General features: G+C 69.7%; 19 protein-coding genes. 12 read left to right on the top strand and 7 right to left on the bottom strand.

The features are described from left to right. The first annotated feature begins 71 nt into the window (after window positions 1–71). Genes BJ964_RS08385 through BJ964_RS08365 form a run of 5 tightly spaced genes read left to right on the top strand, consistent with a single transcriptional unit; the run spans window position 72 to window position 2673 of the window. Window positions 72–431, top strand: coding sequence for a hypothetical protein (locus BJ964_RS08385; protein WP_188120149.1), 360 nt, complete (start codon window positions 72–74; stop codon window positions 429–431). 49 nt (window positions 432–480) lie between these two features. Then, window positions 481–795: a hypothetical protein gene (locus BJ964_RS08380; RefSeq protein ID WP_188120148.1), complete on the top strand. Its 315-nt coding sequence runs from the start codon at window positions 481–483 to the stop codon at window positions 793–795. Next, on the top strand, window positions 792–1787 hold the full coding sequence (locus BJ964_RS08375; RefSeq protein WP_188120147.1) for a WXG100-like domain-containing protein: 996 nt from the start codon (window positions 792–794) through the stop codon (window positions 1785–1787). Before BJ964_RS08380 ends, BJ964_RS08375 begins: the two co-directional genes overlap by 4 nt. Window positions 1788–1800: 13 nt before the next feature. Further along, on the top strand, window positions 1801–2091 hold the full coding sequence (locus tag BJ964_RS08370; RefSeq protein WP_188120146.1) for a hypothetical protein: 291 nt from the start codon (window positions 1801–1803) through the stop codon (window positions 2089–2091). 30 nt (window positions 2092–2121) lie between these two features. Next, a complete protein-coding gene (locus tag BJ964_RS08365) occupies window positions 2122–2673 on the top strand; it encodes a hypothetical protein (RefSeq protein ID WP_188120145.1) in 552 nt (183 codons plus the stop codon). Between the two features lie 2 nt (window positions 2674–2675). Here the strand turns inward: BJ964_RS08365 and BJ964_RS08360 are convergent, their stop codons facing one another. Genes BJ964_RS08360 through BJ964_RS08330 form a run of 7 tightly spaced genes read right to left on the bottom strand, consistent with a single transcriptional unit; the run spans window position 2676 to window position 10857 of the window. After that, window positions 2676–3278, bottom strand: coding sequence for a hypothetical protein (locus BJ964_RS08360; RefSeq protein WP_229806978.1), 603 nt, complete (start codon window positions 3276–3278; stop codon window positions 2676–2678). Then, window positions 3275–4393: a M23 family metallopeptidase gene (locus BJ964_RS08355; protein WP_188120144.1), complete on the bottom strand. Its 1119-nt coding sequence runs from the start codon at window positions 4391–4393 to the stop codon at window positions 3275–3277. The genes BJ964_RS08360 and BJ964_RS08355 overlap by 4 nt, the downstream gene beginning before the upstream one ends. Next, complete coding sequence (locus tag BJ964_RS08350; protein ID WP_188120143.1) at window positions 4390–4932, bottom strand: hypothetical protein; 543 nt, start codon at window positions 4930–4932, stop codon at window positions 4390–4392. The genes BJ964_RS08355 and BJ964_RS08350 overlap by 4 nt, the downstream gene beginning before the upstream one ends. A gap of 3 nt (window positions 4933–4935) precedes the next feature. Then, window positions 4936–6885 carry a DMT family transporter gene (locus BJ964_RS08345; protein WP_188120142.1) on the bottom strand — a complete coding sequence of 650 codons (1950 nt, stop codon included), beginning with the start codon at window positions 6883–6885 and terminating at the stop codon, window positions 4936–4938. Between the two features lies 1 nt (window position 6886). Beyond that, window positions 6887–10192, bottom strand: coding sequence for an ATP-binding protein (locus tag BJ964_RS08340; RefSeq protein ID WP_188120141.1), 3306 nt, complete (start codon window positions 10190–10192; stop codon window positions 6887–6889). A 37-nt stretch (window positions 10193–10229) separates the two neighbouring features. Then, window positions 10230–10592: a hypothetical protein gene (locus BJ964_RS08335; protein ID WP_188120140.1), complete on the bottom strand. Its 363-nt coding sequence runs from the start codon at window positions 10590–10592 to the stop codon at window positions 10230–10232. A gap of 1 nt (window position 10593) precedes the next feature. Continuing rightward, window positions 10594–10857: a hypothetical protein gene (locus tag BJ964_RS08330; RefSeq protein ID WP_183224381.1), complete on the bottom strand. Its 264-nt coding sequence runs from the start codon at window positions 10855–10857 to the stop codon at window positions 10594–10596. Window positions 10858–11219: 362 nt separating this feature from the next. Between BJ964_RS08330 and folP the strand changes: the two genes are divergently transcribed. The 7 genes from folP (at window position 11220) to BJ964_RS08295 (ending at window position 15651) form a co-directional block, all read left to right on the top strand. After that, on the top strand, window positions 11220–12044 hold the full coding sequence (gene folP / locus BJ964_RS08325) for a dihydropteroate synthase (RefSeq protein ID WP_188126854.1): 825 nt from the start codon (window positions 11220–11222) through the stop codon (window positions 12042–12044). Then, on the top strand, window positions 12041–12403 hold the full coding sequence (gene folB / locus BJ964_RS08320; RefSeq protein ID WP_188120139.1) for a dihydroneopterin aldolase: 363 nt from the start codon (window positions 12041–12043) through the stop codon (window positions 12401–12403). Before folP ends, folB begins: the two co-directional genes overlap by 4 nt. Further along, the gene (folK, locus tag BJ964_RS08315; protein WP_188120138.1) at window positions 12400–12927 is read left to right on the top strand and encodes a 2-amino-4-hydroxy-6-hydroxymethyldihydropteridine diphosphokinase; all 528 of its coding nucleotides are present in this window, start codon (window positions 12400–12402) and stop codon (window positions 12925–12927) included. Before folB ends, folK begins: the two co-directional genes overlap by 4 nt. Continuing rightward, window positions 12924–13442, top strand: a complete 519-nt coding sequence (locus tag BJ964_RS08310) for a DUF3180 domain-containing protein (RefSeq protein WP_188120137.1) — start codon at window positions 12924–12926, stop codon at window positions 13440–13442. The genes folK and BJ964_RS08310 overlap by 4 nt, the downstream gene beginning before the upstream one ends. A gap of 138 nt (window positions 13443–13580) precedes the next feature. Continuing rightward, window positions 13581–14789, top strand: coding sequence for an ABC transporter permease (locus BJ964_RS08305; protein WP_229806979.1), 1209 nt, complete (start codon window positions 13581–13583; stop codon window positions 14787–14789). A gap of 40 nt (window positions 14790–14829) precedes the next feature. Beyond that, on the top strand, window positions 14830–15114 hold the full coding sequence (locus BJ964_RS08300; protein WP_229806980.1) for a hypothetical protein: 285 nt from the start codon (window positions 14830–14832) through the stop codon (window positions 15112–15114). Window positions 15115–15159: 45 nt separating this feature from the next. Beyond that, complete coding sequence (locus BJ964_RS08295; protein ID WP_188126853.1) at window positions 15160–15651, top strand: hypothetical protein; 492 nt, start codon at window positions 15160–15162, stop codon at window positions 15649–15651. Window positions 15652–15685: the final 34 nt, after the last annotated feature.

Raw genomic sequence — 15685 nt, 5'->3', positions numbered from 1 at the left:
AACCCGAAGCGTGCAACAGCGGTATTCGTACCCACACGATCCGCGCGGGACGGCAGCGAGGGGAGGCCGCGGTGGACCACACGCAGAGGCACGGTGAGCACGCCCGATCCACCCACACGGTGGAATCCGGCGACACCGCCGACTACATCGCGTCCGCCGGCACCGGCGCCGACGGCCTGATCCGCATCGAACTCGACGGCGACGGGCGACTGTGGGACGTCGTACTCGACCCGCAAGTCACCGAACTCACCGTCGACGAACTGCGGACCGCCCTGTTCGACGCGATCACCGAGGCACAGGCCGGCATGGAGACGGAACACCGGACGGCGTACGAGGAAGCCGTCGCCGACGTCAACACCACGGCCGAACGCCGCTTCGCCGAGATCTCCGCGGCCCTGCGCGACCTCTCCCGGCGGGCGGCCGGGCGATGAGCGAACTCGGGTTCCCGTGCCGCCACCGGAGCGGAACGGAGGCGGCGACATGAGCGTACGAATGAGACTGGACCCGGAAGCGGTGGCGTCGTCCGGCCGTGCCCTGGCCGGAATCGCGCAGCGGATGGCCGACGACGTCGCCGTCCTGGAGACCACCGTCGCCGGCCCCGGCAACCCGTGGGGCGGCGACGAGAGCGGCGGCGTCTTCGCCATCGCCTACCAGGCCGTCCTCGGGCACGCCCTCCAGGCGCTCGGCTCCCACGTCCAGCAGATCGGTGAGGCCGCGCTCACCCTCACCGAACAGGCCCGTGCCGTCGCCGCCACCGACGCCTCCGCCGCGGCCGCACTGAGGGCCGAATCATGACCATCGAACTGCCCCCGGAACTCACCGAGCCGCTCGAATGGCTCGGCCTCAGCTGGCCGGAAGCCGACGAGGACCGCCTCTACGCCGACGGCATGGCCTGGATCCAGCACGGCACCCGCCTGCGCCAGCACGCCGCCGACGCGGACGCGGCCGCCCGCCGGGTGTGGCTGGAGAACGAGGGCGCCACCGTCGAGGCCTTCGAGCAGTGGTGGAACGGCGACGACGGCCCCGGCCGCCACCTCGCCGACGCGGCCACCGCCGTCGAACTGATCGGCGCCGGACTCATCGCCATGTCCGGTGTCACGGTCGCCCTCAAGACCGCCTACCTGGCCCAGCTCACCCTGCTCGCCTTCCAGGTCGGCCAGGCCATCGCCACCGCCGCCGTCTCGGCCGGCGCCACCCTCGCCGAGATCCCGCTCTTCGTCGCCGCCAGCCGGATCGCCTGCCGCCAGCTCGTCCACAAGGCGCTCCAGGTGGTCGAGGGCGAGATCGCCCACTCGTTCGCCCAGGCCGCCGAACTGCTCCGCACGGCCGGCACCAAGGCCGCCGCCCAGCACGCCGGCCAACTCGCCAAGCACTTCGGACAGAACTCCGAATTCCACCGCCTCATGCGCGAGGTCGAACGAGTTGACGTACACAGCCCCCTCGACGGCGCGAACTTCTACTCCGGCAAGGACAGCGCCGGAACACCCATGCGGGTCTACGCCGAGAAACACACCGACGGCGTGACCTCGGTGACGCTCGAACAGACCCCCGGTGGCGCCCGCTTCGACGACATGCTCCTCTTCGAAACCGGCTCACCGATCCGGACCGATCATGCCAAGGATGTCTGGTCCCGGCTCTCCGAACGCTACGCCGAAGACGCTCAGGGCGAGGTCACCGCCTGGTCACACAACGCGCGAGCCGAGGGGATCTGGAACACCGTGGAACGCCCGGCCTTGGAACGAAACCCGGCAGTGACGAAGATTGGGGTCATCGACCCCGATGCATGACGGTGGAGGCGGGATGGGTGTACACGATATCGCCAGCCAAGCGGCACGAACCGACACCGGGGTGACTCTCCGCAACGTCGACCGGGAGACCATGCGAGCCGACTACCAGGGACGCGGCATGATTCTGCCGGTGGATCGCGGGATCGGAAGCGACGGCGTCTACCTGCCGAAGGTGCCGGTCTGGGAGGACGGCGAGCCGATCGCCCCAGAGCACCTCGCCGTCATCAAGGACGCCGTCGTGGAGATCCTGCGGCACTGGGGGGCCGAGACCGAGTTCATCACCCTGCCGGCCTGGAACCCGTAGGCGCTCGGTGGACGAACTACTGTCTCATGTATGCAATGCAGTGAGCCTGGCGCCGGTGAGGCCGGATACGAGGGGGACGTCGCGGTGACGCCCCCGGAACGTCCCCGTGCCCGCCTGCAGAGCCGCCGGGCCCGCTTGTGGCTGGCCATGGGCGGCGGCATCATGGCCCTCCTCTGCGTCGGCGCAGTCAGCGCCGTCTTCCTCCTCTACAACGACGCCACCGAGATCAACCGTAGCGAGCCGGACATCGTCGCCGACGCCTTCCTGATCGCCTACCTCGTGAACAGAGACGACCAGCAGGCACAGCTCTACACCTGTGACTCCCCGGACCTGCAAGCGATCAAGGGTCTCCGCGATGAGTTCCTGAGGCGGGAGGCCGAATTCAAGGTGACGGTCTCGGTCAGTTGGGGAGCTCTCTACCGGTCGCCAACCGGTCAAGGCCAGGAGGACGTGAGTACTCAGCTCACGATTTCCAGTGCCGCCAACGGCAAGATGAACAGCAGCAGGAACGAAGAGTGGGTATTCAAGCTGCAGGACCAAGGCGAGTCCTGGCGTGTCTGCGGAGCGGCAAAGCAGGCGTGAGCCTATTCGACCCAGATCAGATGTGCCGGCACCTCTAGCGTGCGGGGGATCTTGCCGCTCCAGCCCCACCTGTACCAGTCGAGTTCCTGAGTCACACGCACGGCGACCGTGCCGTCGTCGCTCACGTGTGTCTCCGTGACGGCCCGCAGGTCACGGCGTTCCTCGCCATTTTCCAGGACCTGTGTGACCCGGCGCCCGGTCAGCGAATCCGCGTCGATCGCCGCCACCGGCGGCCGTCGTGGCGGCTCATCGAGTGAGACCAGCCGATTCACCTTGGCGCCGGGAATACTTGTGCCGGCGAACCCCAATTCCTCGACCCAGACCCGTTCGACCGGAACCAATGCCGCGAACACTTCCGTCTGTTCCGCCTCGGCCCTGTACCACTCGGCCTCCGGCATCACCGGAACGTAGGTTCGGCTGCCCTGTATCACCTTTTCATCGGCCCGGAGATCGCACCGCCAGCCGTGTCCGGGCAATCCGACGAGCACGCGCCGACCCCGCAGTTCACCGGCCATGGTGGCCGGAGTCGGCACTATCGGGCGAGGCGATTCCAGTGCCCCTTCCCGGTGCCCGCCGAACGGGTCCGGCATCGTTCCGCCACTCATCCCTGGTTCCCCAACGCTGCGCCCTGCTGCTGCATGAACTGAACCGGGTCGACCGCGCCGGCGCTGGACCGGTCGTTGTTCAGATGGACCTCGAAGTGCAGGTGCGGTCCGGACGAGTTGCCGCTGGTGCCCACCCGGCCGATCACCTCACCGGCCGTGACCTGCTGGTTCTCCCGCACGAACGGCCGTTGCACCATGTGACAGTAACGCGTCATCACGTTGCCCGCATGGATGATCTCGACCATCCACCCGCATCCGCCCTTACCCGGATAGCCGTCCACATTGCAGGTCTTGCGGCCCCTGAAGTCTTCGTCGCATTTGACGAGCGAGACCACCCCGCTGGCCGCTGCCTGGATCGGCTTGTACCTCTCCACGCTCAGGTCGACACCCTGGTGGGTGGGCCGCTCCGGGCTACGGAAGCCGGACCCGACCGGCGCCTTGAGTGGAATGGTCCAGCCGGAGGCCGCGATCTGCCCCGCTGCCGCGCACTCCAGCGCGATCTGGTTGCCCACCGCGTTGGCGGCCCCGTCGGCCAGCATGTTGACGATCTGGGTGGCCAGGGGCTCATGCTTCGCGTAGGCGTCCGGATAGGCGCTGATCTGGACCGCCTGCGCGGCCTCGGTCAGCGCCATGTTCTCCCAGCCCTGGATCGTCTTGAGCTTCTCGTAGAACTTCGTGCTGGCGTAGACGGGATCCTGAACCTGTTGCGGCGTGCCCCAGCCGGTGCTGGGCCGCTGTTGGAAGAGGCCGAGTGAGTCGTGGTCGTTACGCGAACCGAGATTCCCGAGATTGGTCAGCCGGGACTCCTGCATGGCGGTCGCCACCGCGATCACCCAGGCCCGGGGTGGCAGCTTCATGTCGGCGCCGACATTGATGATGATGGCGGCATTGCGGATCTGGGCGGCGCCGTAGGGCCGGATCCGCGGCAGCTTGGAATCCGGATCGACTGCCCCGCCCTTCCCGCAGCCCAGTGACGCGTTGGAGAACCGGTCGTTGTCGTTGTTGGTGAGTCCGTTCAACAGCAGGACCGTGAGGGTGCCGCCACAGCACAGCAGCGCGAGCGTGACGACCAGGGCGACGACCAGGACTGCCTTACGGGGACGACGGAACCTCACGCCGGTTCCCAGTCGATGCCGTCGACGAGCCAGTACCCCTCCGGTGCCACGAGCCGAAGACCGAGCTTGCCGGAGTCCATCGTCACGGTCGCGTTGACCATGGTCTCGTTGACCGCCACCAGGCTCGGCCGCCCGATCACCCGATCAGCCGGAACACTGCCCGGATCGACCCCGCGCAGCTTGTCCGCGAGCGCCTGGGTCGCGTTCGGCTGTAGGCGGTTCATCCACTTCTTCGCGGTGACGTTCGAGTGGTCGACCCAGGCCGAGGCGAACGCGTAGGCGACCGCCTCCGGCTGCGCCCGCCCCGGGCTGGTCTTCGGAGTCGGCGGCGGGTCCGGGGAGATGACGCTGTCGTTGTCCGAGGGGTCCACGCTGATCGCCGGCGCCGGACTGCTGTTCCCGAGGGGAGGAGACGCCTGCCCGTCGGAGAACAGCCGTCCGATACCCACGACGGCCAGGATGATGGCGACGATGACGATGCCGACCCCCCAACGGGATCGGAAGATCCCGTTGAGGCCGCGTTCGATCAATCGGGGCATCTACTACCTCGCCTCGGAACGCACCCGCGGGCTGGCCGGCTCCTGGCTGGTCGAACCAGTCTCCGGCCGGTAGATCGCGTAGGAGGCGGGCCGTTCTGCGACGTCCGGCTCGGTCCAGTCGGAATTGGCGCGGGTCCGGGCCCGGGTGGGCTGGGGCTGTGGTGCGGGCGAGGTGGTCGGACCATCGTCCCGTACGGACTCGTTGCCGTCTGGACGGGTCGGAGCGCCGGCGGGAACGATCTCGGTGCTCTCGTTGCGCGATGAATGCGCCGGATCTTCAAGTCGAGCCTCCGGGCGAAGGGCCCGCTGCTCGGCGGCGGCACCGCCCTTGCCGAATGTCGGCTCCCGGGTGCCACCACCCTCGGCGACTTCGAGCTTGGCCGCTTCCCGCATGTCACGGAAGAACCGGCGATGCCACGAACCGGCGGACGCGATGGCGGCCGTGCCGTCTTTTCCACCGAGCTGAGTGATTCGCCGGTACGGCCGGAGAAGCAGCCAGCCCACGATGCCGCAAAGCCACACCAGGACGACTTGAAGCCAGCCGGGAAGACTTGCGGTGTTCATGATCAGATCGACCGCGAACAGATAGATGGCCGCGCCGGTACCGAAGATCGCGATATTGAACAGAGCCGCCACGACAGCGTTGCCGAGGCGACGGATGCCGCTGCTCGCCGGCTGCAGGAGGCCGATGGTTCCCAGAATCGGCGCGGCGATGACCGCCCATCGGAATACGAGGAAGCCGAGAAGCACCAGGAGAGACGCGGTCAGGTCGAACATGGCGAACATGACCGCAGCGAGGACGGCGATGAAACCGGCACCGATCCGGTCCATCCCGTTGATGCCCTGGAGGTACTGATAAGCCTCCGGGTCCTCCGTCTTGATCTGCTCGGCGACCTTCTGCCACTGCGTGTTCTTCTGCTTGATCAGGGCATCGCGTGTCTGGGGGTTCTCGCGGAGCTTCTCCGCCTCCTGCCACGAGATCGACTTCGCGTCGTAGAGCGCGAGGCCGTACTTCTTGGCGGTCTCGCTGTCCGCCGAGCCGAGGAGTCCGCGCAGATAGTTCCGATAGAGGATGGTCTCCGTGGCGGTGTCACTCGCCCGGACCGCCGGGGCGCGGTCGTCCTCGCATGCCCCCGGAGTGGGGTCGTCGCACTGCTCAGGCGGGACTTCGTGTGCACGAGGTCCCACGGCGTCGTGGACGACGCTGAGGCTGGTGATCAGGCTCTGGTCCGCGATGGTCGCCGACCTGACCGGCCAGGCCGCGATAGCCGTGACGACCACCATGATCAGGATGGCCCAGCCCGCTGTCGTGGTCGCGGCGCCCAACTCCGCCTGCCGTGACCGCCAGAGCAGGTAGAGACCGACGACTGCGAGGGTCACCACCCCGAAGACGGTGAACACCTTCTCGTAGACCGCTCGCGTGGCCTGTTCGACCAGGGGATCGGCCCAACCCCAGAGAGATTGCGGATCCCAGGCACGTTCCCTGAGCGCATTGGAGGCGCCGATGATGGCCGTGGCGATCATGAATTCGCCGTTGGCGATCGTTGTCTCGACCTTGAAGTCGGGGTCGACCAGCGTCGAGGCGCAGCCACTGTCCAGGTCATAGGTCGTGTAGTTGTACCCGGCATATCCGTACTTGCTGTAGAGGCCGTCGTAGCCGAGTCCATCCGAGGACTCGGGACGTTCCGCGAACCATCCGGCCAAGCCGGAATCCGGTGTGTTGGGCGTCGGGGCGGTGAGGCATTGAGCACGGGCACTACTGACCTCGGCCAGGCGGCTCACACAGCCTTGGATGTTCTGCTGCCACTCCTCGACGCTGCAGGCGCCGCCCGGGACCTTCGTCGGCGGTGGTGGTGCCGCGCCCGCGCTGGAAGGCGCCGCGACCGCCCAAGCGATCGACGCCACCACCGCGACGAACAACGTGGTGAGGAACGCCAACCCCCGCCGTACCATCTCAAACCTCCAGGTCGGACGGGAGTGGCACCACCGTCGGCGGTGCCACGCCCGGAGTCGTATCCAGGTGTTCGAGCAGCCCGTCGACGTATGAGACGTCGACGCGCACCTTTTGGACCCGCCCGTCCACGTCCCGCATCACGAACTCACGGAACCCGAGCCGGTGCTGGGAGGACGTGTCGACCTGGGAGAGGGACGCGAGCGTCGCCTCGTACCCGTCGTGGACCGGCACCCGCAGGAGCCGGAGCGCCTCGGACGCGATCTCCTGGTCTTCGGCGATCCGGCCGACGAAGACGGTGGAGACCAGGTTCTGGACGTCGAGTCCGAGGATGTCGCGCGGGTTCTGTGACGCCACGAGGGCGGCCAGGTTCCATTTCCGGGAGTCGCGGGCGAGGCGGACCAGGAAGGACCGGCCGGAGCGCCAGCCTTCCATGAAGTGGGCCTCGTCCAGGCCGACCATCTTGCGGGAGGACATCGAGCCGCCGTAGCAGCGGCGGACGGCCAGCCGGTGTGCGGTGTGCAGCATCGGCAGGGCGAGTGATTCCTCCGCCGACCAGTACTCCCGCTCGATCTTGAGGTCGGGCAGTCGCAGGCCGGCCATGGTGATCACGGTGAGTGCCGCGTCGGCGCCGAGCAGATGCTGCGGCGGGTGCCCGAAGAAGAGCAGCGCGAGCGGCATCTCGGCGGTGTCGAGGAGCAGGTTGGCGAGTTCCTTGCCCTCGTCGTCGAGACCCTGGAGGGTACGTACGACGTCGTCCAGTGTGGAGGTCTCCTCGGCTGGCACCTGTCGTACCGCGTGGCGCAGCAGGGTGGCGGTGGAGGCTTCCTTGGCGACCTGTGGCGGCACCAGCATCGAGCAGATGTCCTGGACGAGCATGCGCCGCTCGGCCCGGGCGTTGGAGACGGCGATCTCGTACTCCCGGTCGCCGGACGGCCCGGTCGGGAACTCGGACCGTACCGGGGTCGGGATGAGCGAGTACGGCGCCAGCGTCCCCTGTTCCGACCCGGTCAGGTTGAGCACCCGGCTGTACGGCCGCAGCTCCGGCATCTGGCACAACCGCGCGAGCGGCCCGGACGGGTCGAGCAGGGTGACCTGCACTCCTCGGCGCGCGTTGAGGTAGCCCAGCGCGCCCATCAGGGTCGACTTGCCACCACCGGGTTCGGCCACGAAGACGCCGAGCCCGGAGCGTTCCCGGACCTCCATGGGGAAGTGCAGGTCGAGGAAGACGGGCCGCCGGCAGGTTCCCGCGGTCCGCCCGATCAGGTCGCCTCGCCGGTCACCGACCGTGGACGCCGCCTGCGGGAGGGCCGCGGCGAGCAGCTTGACCGGCATGCGGCGGACGTACCCGGTGTTGGCGATCGGCTCGCCGGGGATGAACTCGCGGGCCAGCTGGTCCTGGTTCTTCGGGTGCTGGAGCGAGATCCGCATCTCGCGGGAGTAGAGCTGGATCAGGCGCCGGGCGCGTTCGAGGCACTCTTCGCGGGTGGCGCCGCCGACCGCGATCCGGTGCCAGCCGTGGGCGCGGGCCGACTCGACCGGCAGGCCGGTGGTCATCTCGTCGCCGATGACGAGCGCCCGCTTGGCGAGGCGTTCCAGCTCGGGCGGGGCGTCGATGCCGTGTTCGGCGTAGTCGAGCTGCTGCGAGCGGATCATCCGGAGCCGGTGTTCGAGGTTCTTGAAGGAGCTGCCGGAGCCGAGGATGTCGATCCGTGAGGAGATCTCCATGGGCCAGGGCAGCCGCTCGTGGAAGTGCATCCACGGCTCGTGCTTCTCCGGGATCTCCAGCGGCTCCATCCGGCCGACGGAGAGCACGGCGACGTGCCGTTCCTCGCCGGACATCCGGTTGACCAGCTTGACCGTCGACCCGTACGGGGTCCGGTACCGCTCGACCTGTTCGGTGAGCGCCAGCAGGTCGCCGGTCTCCCAGTGGCCGTTGGTGACCGGGGAGAGCAGCCCGGGCGGGGCCATGCACAGCGCCACCGACCGGTAGAGCAGCCACTCCAGCTCCTGTGGGGTGACCCGGCGCCCGCGCATGCCGAACGCGTTGAGCACCTCGTCGAACTGTTCGACGGTGCGGCCCAGCTTGCGCCGCTCGCCGTCGGAGGTGCCGCGGCCGAAGACGCGCAGGATCCGCTCGGAGAAGGTGTCGCCGAGCGACCGCCGCGCGAACGTCACCCCGAGGTACGTCTGCCCCTCGGCATGGTTGATCGAGAGCAGGTGCCGCTGGGCCGCGACCAGGTGGTCCGACCAGGAGGTGCCGCCGTGCACGTCGCCGAGCGGCTTGGTGGTGAACGCGTCGACGGTGCGGGCCCACTCGTCGGCCGGGAAGGGGCGGGTGGTCCGGCGCAGGTGCAGGCGGAAGCCGGCGAGCCCGGCGTACTGCTCGGAGATGGCGCTGAGCAGGGCCTCGCGTTCGGCGTCCGGCCGGAACGCCCAGCGCACCTCGGGCAGTTGGTACCAGGCGGTGACGGTGCTCTGGGTGAACGTCAGGTGCCCGGCGATCTCACTGATCGCCAGCTCGACGGACGGGTCACGGTCGTTGAACTTGAACTTCGGCGCCCGGACGGGCGCCGGCTTCGGCTCCCGGCGCTCCTTGCGCTTGGCGGGCGCCTTCTCCTCGCGGCGGGCCGGGGCCTTTTCCGGTACGGGCACCGGCAGCGGCGCGGGAGAGGTGGGGACGGGCACGGCCGGCACCGGGGCCTGCCACACCGGAACCGGGTCGGCCGGCGGGGCGACGGCGGGCCCGGCCGCGGCGGGCGGCGGCGGCCAGTCCTCGAAGTCGGTCCACTCGTCGTCCACCTCGGGGGCCGGGACGTTGCCGTTCTCCTCGAAGAAGTCCGGCTCGGGCCCGACCGGCGCCCGGGTGAAGGGCGCCCCGTTCCACCCGCGTGAGGTCTCCAGCGGCGGCGGCGGGACCGGTGCCGGGGAGACCGGCGGCTGGGCGACCGGGGGTGGCGAGACCGGTGCCTGGGCGACCGGTGGCGGCGGGGCGATGGGCGGTGCCGCGACGGCCGGCGGGAGCGAGATCGGGCGAGCTTCACCCGATCGGGGGCCCGGGGCGCCGCCGAAGAGGTCGAGGAAGGGCGAGTCGATGTCCAGGTTGCTGTCCACCGCGGACCCGCGCGGCCGGACCGGCTGCGGCGCCTGGAAGACGCCCACTCCACCGTGCCCGGGCGCGGCGACATACTCGTCGGCATCGTCGACCGGGTCGGGAAGGGAGTAGTTGTCCGAACGCACACCGTTACTCTGCCTGCCCGGGGACGAGGCGTCCGCCCGGGGATGCCCGTGCGGATACGTTCCGGTCATGCGTGGACCTCGTGCGCGTGGACGAAGCGGCAACTGGTCATACCAACTCCTCCCGAACCCGGATGCGAGTGGCGACAAGTCTGGGGTCGCGTTGTTCCACGGCCGGCTCGCGGGTGCGGCGCCAGTCGGTGAGCGCGGTCTTGATGACGGCACGGGCCGGCCGGTCCGGGTCGACGTGCCGGAACACGTACGACGTGGTGACCATGGCGAGGGCGATCTCCCAGGCCGGGAACGGGTCGAATTCCAGCGTCATCAGGTAGTGCAAGAACATGAAGAGCGGCACCAGTACGACGAACATCCCGTACTGCGCATATGGCAGATGGACGGGCAGTGTGTAGCCGGGCGGGCCGAGATAGACCAGGCGCGCCCGGTAGATGTCGTCGTCGGTCCGGAGCCGCATCTCAGTTGAAGATCAGGTCGATGATCGACTCGCCGACGAAGAACAGCGTCGCGGCGCCGGCGATGAACGCCAGGCCCACGATCGCGATCGCCGAGCTGGTGAGCACTTTGGAGATCTCGCCCTTGCTGGCCCGGCCGATGAAGATCACGCCGAGCACCGCGAGCAGGATCGGCGCGATGTTGCTCGCGAAGAAGGTGACGATGCCTTCGGTATTGATGTTGCCGGCTGGCTCGGCGGCCAGGATGGCGATCTCGGTGGCGATCATCGGTAAACCTCCCGGTGTCCGTGGGGGGTACGGACACGCTGCAGTTGTGAAGCCGTACGGCAACGCCCATATGGTGCTACCTCTGACTCACCGCGTCGAGTGAGCCGTTCGGGCACTGCCATGCTCGTCTCTGCTCTCTTCGGTCACTTCATGATGCCCAGTTCCGAAGAGTACGGCCCGTACATGCGAGCAACAAGCGCCCGTTTCGTTACCCAAGGTGAAGGAGTGCGTGAATCCTCGTTACATGCCATCGTACGCGTGTTCGAGTGACCGCTGCCCCGTACCCTTCACGTGTGTCCACTTCGCCGACAGGCGCGCAGCTCACGGGGTCTGAACTGCTTCGTCTGGATCACCCGGTCGTGATGGGTGTCCTCAACGTCACGCCGGACTCCTTCTCTGACGGTGGGAGATACACCGACCTCGACGCCGCGGTTCAACACGGCATCGCCCTTTTTTCCGAAGGCGCGCACGTCATCGACATCGGCGGCGAGTCCACCCGGCCGGGGGCGGAGCGGGTGGACGCCGCCACCGAGATCACCCGGGTGGTTCCGGTGATCGAGGCGTTGTTCGCCCACGGCGTACCGGTCAGCATCGACACCACCCGCGCGGCGGTCGCCGAGGCGGCGCTGGCGGCCGGCGCCGCCGTGATCAACGACGTCTCCGGTGGCCTCGCCGACCCGGCCATGGCATCGGTCGCGGCGGCCGCCGGGTGCCCGTGGATCCTGATGCACTGGCGCGGCCACTCCCGCGAGATGCAGAAGCTCGCCGTCTACACGGACGTCGTCACCGAGGTCCGGGACGAGTTGCGGGCCCGTGCCGACGCGGCGATCGCGGCCGGCGTCGACCCCGGCATGATCGTCCTCGACCCGGGTCTCGGCTTCGCGAAACTGCCCGAGCACAACTGGGCGCTCAGTGCCCACCTCGACGTACTCGTCGAACTGGGTTTCCCGGTCCTCTTCGCGGCCAGCCGCAAGACCTACCTGGGCCGGCTGCTCGCCGGGCCGGACGGCACGCCACGGCCGGTGGACGGCCGCGAGGCGGCCACCCTCGCCACCTCTCTGCTGGCGGTCGCCGCCGGCGCCTGGGGTGTGCGGGTCCATGAGGTACGCGCGACCGCCGACGCGCTCGCCGTCTGGCAGGCGACGGGCGCACCGGCGATCCGTGCCGGAGCGAAGGAGGGCCGATGACCGGACGGATCACGCTGAGTGGCCTGCGGGCCCGCGGCCACCACGGCGTGTACGACTTCGAGCGGGCCGAGGGGCAGGACTTCGTGGTCGACGTGACCCTGGAGCTCGACCTGGGCCCGGCCGCCCGCAGCGACGACGTGACCGACACGGTCCACTACGGCGAGCTGGCCACCGCCCTGGTCGGGGTGCTCACCGGCGAGCCGGTCAACCTGCTGGAGCGGCTCGCCGACCGGCTCCTCGACGTGTGCCTCGCCGATCCTCGGGTCAAGTCCGCCGTGGTGACCGTGCACAAGCCGCAGGCGCCCATCCCGCACGAGTTCGCCGATGTGGCGGTCACCCTCCATCGGAGCCGTTCATGACCAGCGCGGTGCTTTCCCTGGGCGGGAACCTGGGGGATCGGCTCGCCCACCTGCGGGCCGCCGTGGCGCTGCTCGGCGACAGCGTCACGGCCGTCTCCGGGATCTACCAGACACCTCCGTGGGGAGACAGCGCGCAACCGCCGTACCTCAATGCCGTGGTCCTGGTGAAGGATCCGGGCGCGACCCCGCGCGACTGGCTGGACCGGGCACACGCTTGCGAGACGGCCGAAGGCCGGGTCCGTGACCCGGAGCGACGGTTCGGGCCGCGGACGCTGGACGTCGACGTCATCGCCGTCCGGCGGGACGACGGCGCCCCGGTCGTCGACGACGATCCCGTGCTCACGCTGCCGCACCCGCGCGCCCACCTGCGGGCCTTCGTGCTGGTGCCGTGGCTCGCCGTGGATCCGGAGGCCGAGCTGCCGGGGCACGGCCCGGTCACCGCTCTGCTGGACACGCCCGAGGTGGCGGCGGACCTCGCCGGTGTCACGGCCCGTCCGGAACTGTCGTTAGAGTCGATGGAGTGAGCGTCAACCCGGGCAACGACCCTTCGCGCCGGACCGATCCCTCGCTCCGGCCGACCAGCGCGTCGGCGCTGATCGTGGCCGCTCTGGCGGCCGCGGCGGTGGGCTGGCTGCTGATCTCCACGAGCGACCTCTTCTACTACATCTCCCCGCTGCCGTGGACCGGCGCGGGCGTGCTCGGGGTGCTCGCCGTCGCCGAGGCCTATCTCGCGCAGAACACCAGCGCCCGGATCCAGCGGAAGCCGGGCGCGCCGCCGGTCCAGCCGCTGGCCGTGGCGCGGTACGCCGCTCTCGCCAAGGCGTCCTCACTGGTCGGCGCCCTGTCCGCCGGGTTCACCGCGGGCCTGCTGGTCTGGCTGCTGCTGGAGCCGACCGACGAGGCCGGGTCGAGCGTGCCCACCGCGGCCACCACCCTGGCCGCCGCGATCGCCCTGATCGCCGCGGCGCTCTGGCTGGAACGCGCTTGCCGGGTCCCGGAGCGCCCCGACCGCGAGGACGACGAGGCCAACCGCCACTGACCGGCCGTTGATGATCTTCGACGAAAGATGGCCTCTGAACTGAGGCCATCTCGTTTCCGTATGCTTTGCGGCGGGCGGCACACAGCCGGAGTAGCGTGCGCCTCGAACCGCTCGTGGAGGCGTAAGGAGGCGCGGACCATGGCGTACGACGACACCACCTTCCGCCGGCCCGGTGACGAGAAGACCGAGAGCGACCCGGCCGCCTACCGGCGCCGGGTGCAGTACGACGACACCGCCGGCACCACCCTCGACCAGTCTCTGCGGAGCCCGGTGACCACCACCGGCGCGCTCCCGACCGTGACCGACGACGGCCGCGACCGGCTCGGCATCCACCTCGGCTGGGAGGTCATGCTGCTGGTCGCCGCGGGCGTCCTCGGCTTCCTGCTGCGCCGCGAGGACGTGGCCGCCCTCCAGCGCCCGGCCCTCGACGCGCTGCTGGTCACCGGCGCCGCGATCGGCCTGCTCACGCTCGGCGCCGGGCTCACCCTGCGGGCCGGCGTGCCGAACCTGGCCCTCGGGCCGATCGCCCTGGCCGCCGCCCTCCAGTACGCCGAGAACGGCGACCAGGGCGTGGTCAAGGCGATCGTCCCGGCACTGATCATCGCGGCCGCCGGCGCCCTGGCGATCGCCGCCCTGGTGGTCGTGCTGCACGTCCCCGGCTGGGCCGCCACCCTGGCCGCCGGGCTCGGCGTCATCGTCTACATCCAGATGCGGCCCGAGCCGGTCGTCGTGCAGGGCGACTGGGACCCGACCGGCAAGGCGTTCCTGTTCTTCGGCGGGTTCGCGCTGCTCGCGGTGCTGGGCGGGGCGCTCGGCGCGATCGGCCCGGTGCGCCGCTTCGTCGGCCGGATGCGCCCGGTCGGCGACCCGGCCCGCCGCCGTGGTGTGGCCGCCGCCGTCCCGGCCGTCCTCGCGCTGATCGTCTCCTCGCTCTTCGCGGTCGGCGCCGGGGTGCTGTTCGCCGCCCAGGCGGACCGCCCGATCGAGCCGGAGACCGGCCTCGAGTGGACCGGCATCGCGCTCGGCCTGGCCATGCTCGCCGGCACCAGCGCGTACGGCCGTCGTGGCGGCATCTTCGGCACCCTGTTCGCGGTGACCGCCCTGACCCTCTTCCTGGAGTACTCGGACCGCCTCGACCTCAAGATCGCCCTGTTCGCGATCGCCGCGGCGGTCTTCACGGCGGGCCTGATCGTCACCCGGTTCGTCGAGTCGTACGGCGCCGCCTACCAGTCGGCGGCCCCCGAGGAGTGGAACGCCGCGGCCTCCAACGGCACGTGGTCGCCCACCCTGCCGGAGACGTGGAACTCGCCGGCCACCCCGGCGCCGCGCAGCGACCGTTGGGGATGACGGCCGGTGGGGTGCCACCTGCTGACCTATGCTTTCGGACATGACCTCGCAAAGCTTTGCGGAACTGGACGCCCTGCCCACCGAGGTCCTGCGTGTGCAGGCGTTCACCAAGGCGCGGGAGAAACACGACATCGCCTTCTTCTGGGCGGTGCTGCGGCACCTGCCGGACGCGGCCGACGCCGCCTCGCTGGACGGGGCGCCCAACTCGATCGGCCCCACCGTCGACGAGGCGGTCGCCCTGTGGCGCGAGTTCGACGGCCGCGATCTCGGGGTGCAGGAGCCACTGCTGCGGGCGGCGTTCATCGACTACCTCAGCAAGCAGTGACCGTCATCGTTTGAAAATCATGCCCCCGTGGGAATTCGCGGGTGCATGGCTCTCGGTAACCGGTACAAGACCGCACCCGGTGCGGGCACTCTTGCCGCACTCGTACTCGTCCTGGTCTTCGGCAGCCCGTGGTATGCGGACTGGGCCCAGGAGAACACGTCCCCCGACACCGCGGGCGGCTGGTGGCTGCGGCTGCTGGCCTGGCCGCACTGGAGTTTCGACACCGACGACTCGTTGCGTGACGTGATCGTCGGCGACCTCAAGGCGATCCTGGTGGTCGTGCTGACCGCGCTCTTCCTCTACCTGCTGCCCGGTTCGCAGCTGGCCCGGGCGCGCGGCACGATCAGTCAGTTCTTCGCCGGCTGGGCCGCGTACATCTTCGCGGGCGGATTCGCCGCCCTGCTGGCCACCCTCTTCCTCAGCAACCCGTCCCTGCTCGGCGCGTTCAACGCGGCCGGCGCGGGCACCCAGTACGGCCTGTTCACCGGCTGGATCGTCGGCCTCGCCTCGCTCGGCGGCTGGCGCGGCACCCGCTGATTCCGGCAGCCGGTTCCGTGGCCTCACCGAAGGG

The organism is Actinoplanes lobatus, assembly GCF_014205215.1.
Classification (GTDB): domain Bacteria; phylum Actinomycetota; class Actinomycetes; order Mycobacteriales; family Micromonosporaceae; genus Actinoplanes; species Actinoplanes lobatus.
This window is presented reverse-complemented; position numbering and strand designations above follow the sequence as displayed.

Excerpts from the sequence above, each read along its gene's own strand:
- BJ964_RS08300 (WP_229806980.1), top strand. The coding sequence starts at position 14,830 with ATGACCTCGCAAAGCTTTGCGGAACTGGACGCCCTGCCCACCGAGGTC.
- BJ964_RS08380 (WP_188120148.1), top strand. The coding sequence starts at position 481 with ATGAGCGTACGAATGAGACTGGACCCGGAAGCGGTGGCGTCGTCCGGC.
- BJ964_RS08295 (WP_188126853.1), top strand. The coding sequence starts at position 15,160 with ATGGCTCTCGGTAACCGGTACAAGACCGCACCCGGTGCGGGCACTCTT.
- BJ964_RS08335 (WP_188120140.1), bottom strand. The coding sequence starts at position 10,592 with ATGCGGCTCCGGACCGACGACGACATCTACCGGGCGCGCCTGGTCTAT.
- BJ964_RS08305 (WP_229806979.1), top strand. The coding sequence starts at position 13,581 with ATGGCGTACGACGACACCACCTTCCGCCGGCCCGGTGACGAGAAGACC.
- folK (WP_188120138.1), top strand. The coding sequence starts at position 12,400 with ATGACCAGCGCGGTGCTTTCCCTGGGCGGGAACCTGGGGGATCGGCTC.
- BJ964_RS08340 (WP_188120141.1), bottom strand. The coding sequence starts at position 10,192 with ATGACCGGAACGTATCCGCACGGGCATCCCCGGGCGGACGCCTCGTCC.
- BJ964_RS08365 (WP_188120145.1), top strand. The coding sequence starts at position 2,122 with ATGCAATGCAGTGAGCCTGGCGCCGGTGAGGCCGGATACGAGGGGGAC.
- BJ964_RS08345 (WP_188120142.1), bottom strand. The coding sequence starts at position 6,885 with ATGGTACGGCGGGGGTTGGCGTTCCTCACCACGTTGTTCGTCGCGGTG.
- BJ964_RS08375 (WP_188120147.1), top strand. The coding sequence starts at position 792 with ATGACCATCGAACTGCCCCCGGAACTCACCGAGCCGCTCGAATGGCTC.
- folP (WP_188126854.1), top strand. The coding sequence starts at position 11,220 with ATGGGTGTCCTCAACGTCACGCCGGACTCCTTCTCTGACGGTGGGAGA.
- BJ964_RS08350 (WP_188120143.1), bottom strand. The coding sequence starts at position 4,932 with ATGCCCCGATTGATCGAACGCGGCCTCAACGGGATCTTCCGATCCCGT.
- folB (WP_188120139.1), top strand. The coding sequence starts at position 12,041 with ATGACCGGACGGATCACGCTGAGTGGCCTGCGGGCCCGCGGCCACCAC.
- BJ964_RS08360 (WP_229806978.1), bottom strand. The coding sequence starts at position 3,278 with ATGAGTGGCGGAACGATGCCGGACCCGTTCGGCGGGCACCGGGAAGGG.
- BJ964_RS08330 (WP_183224381.1), bottom strand. The coding sequence starts at position 10,857 with ATGATCGCCACCGAGATCGCCATCCTGGCCGCCGAGCCAGCCGGCAAC.
- BJ964_RS08370 (WP_188120146.1), top strand. The coding sequence starts at position 1,801 with ATGGGTGTACACGATATCGCCAGCCAAGCGGCACGAACCGACACCGGG.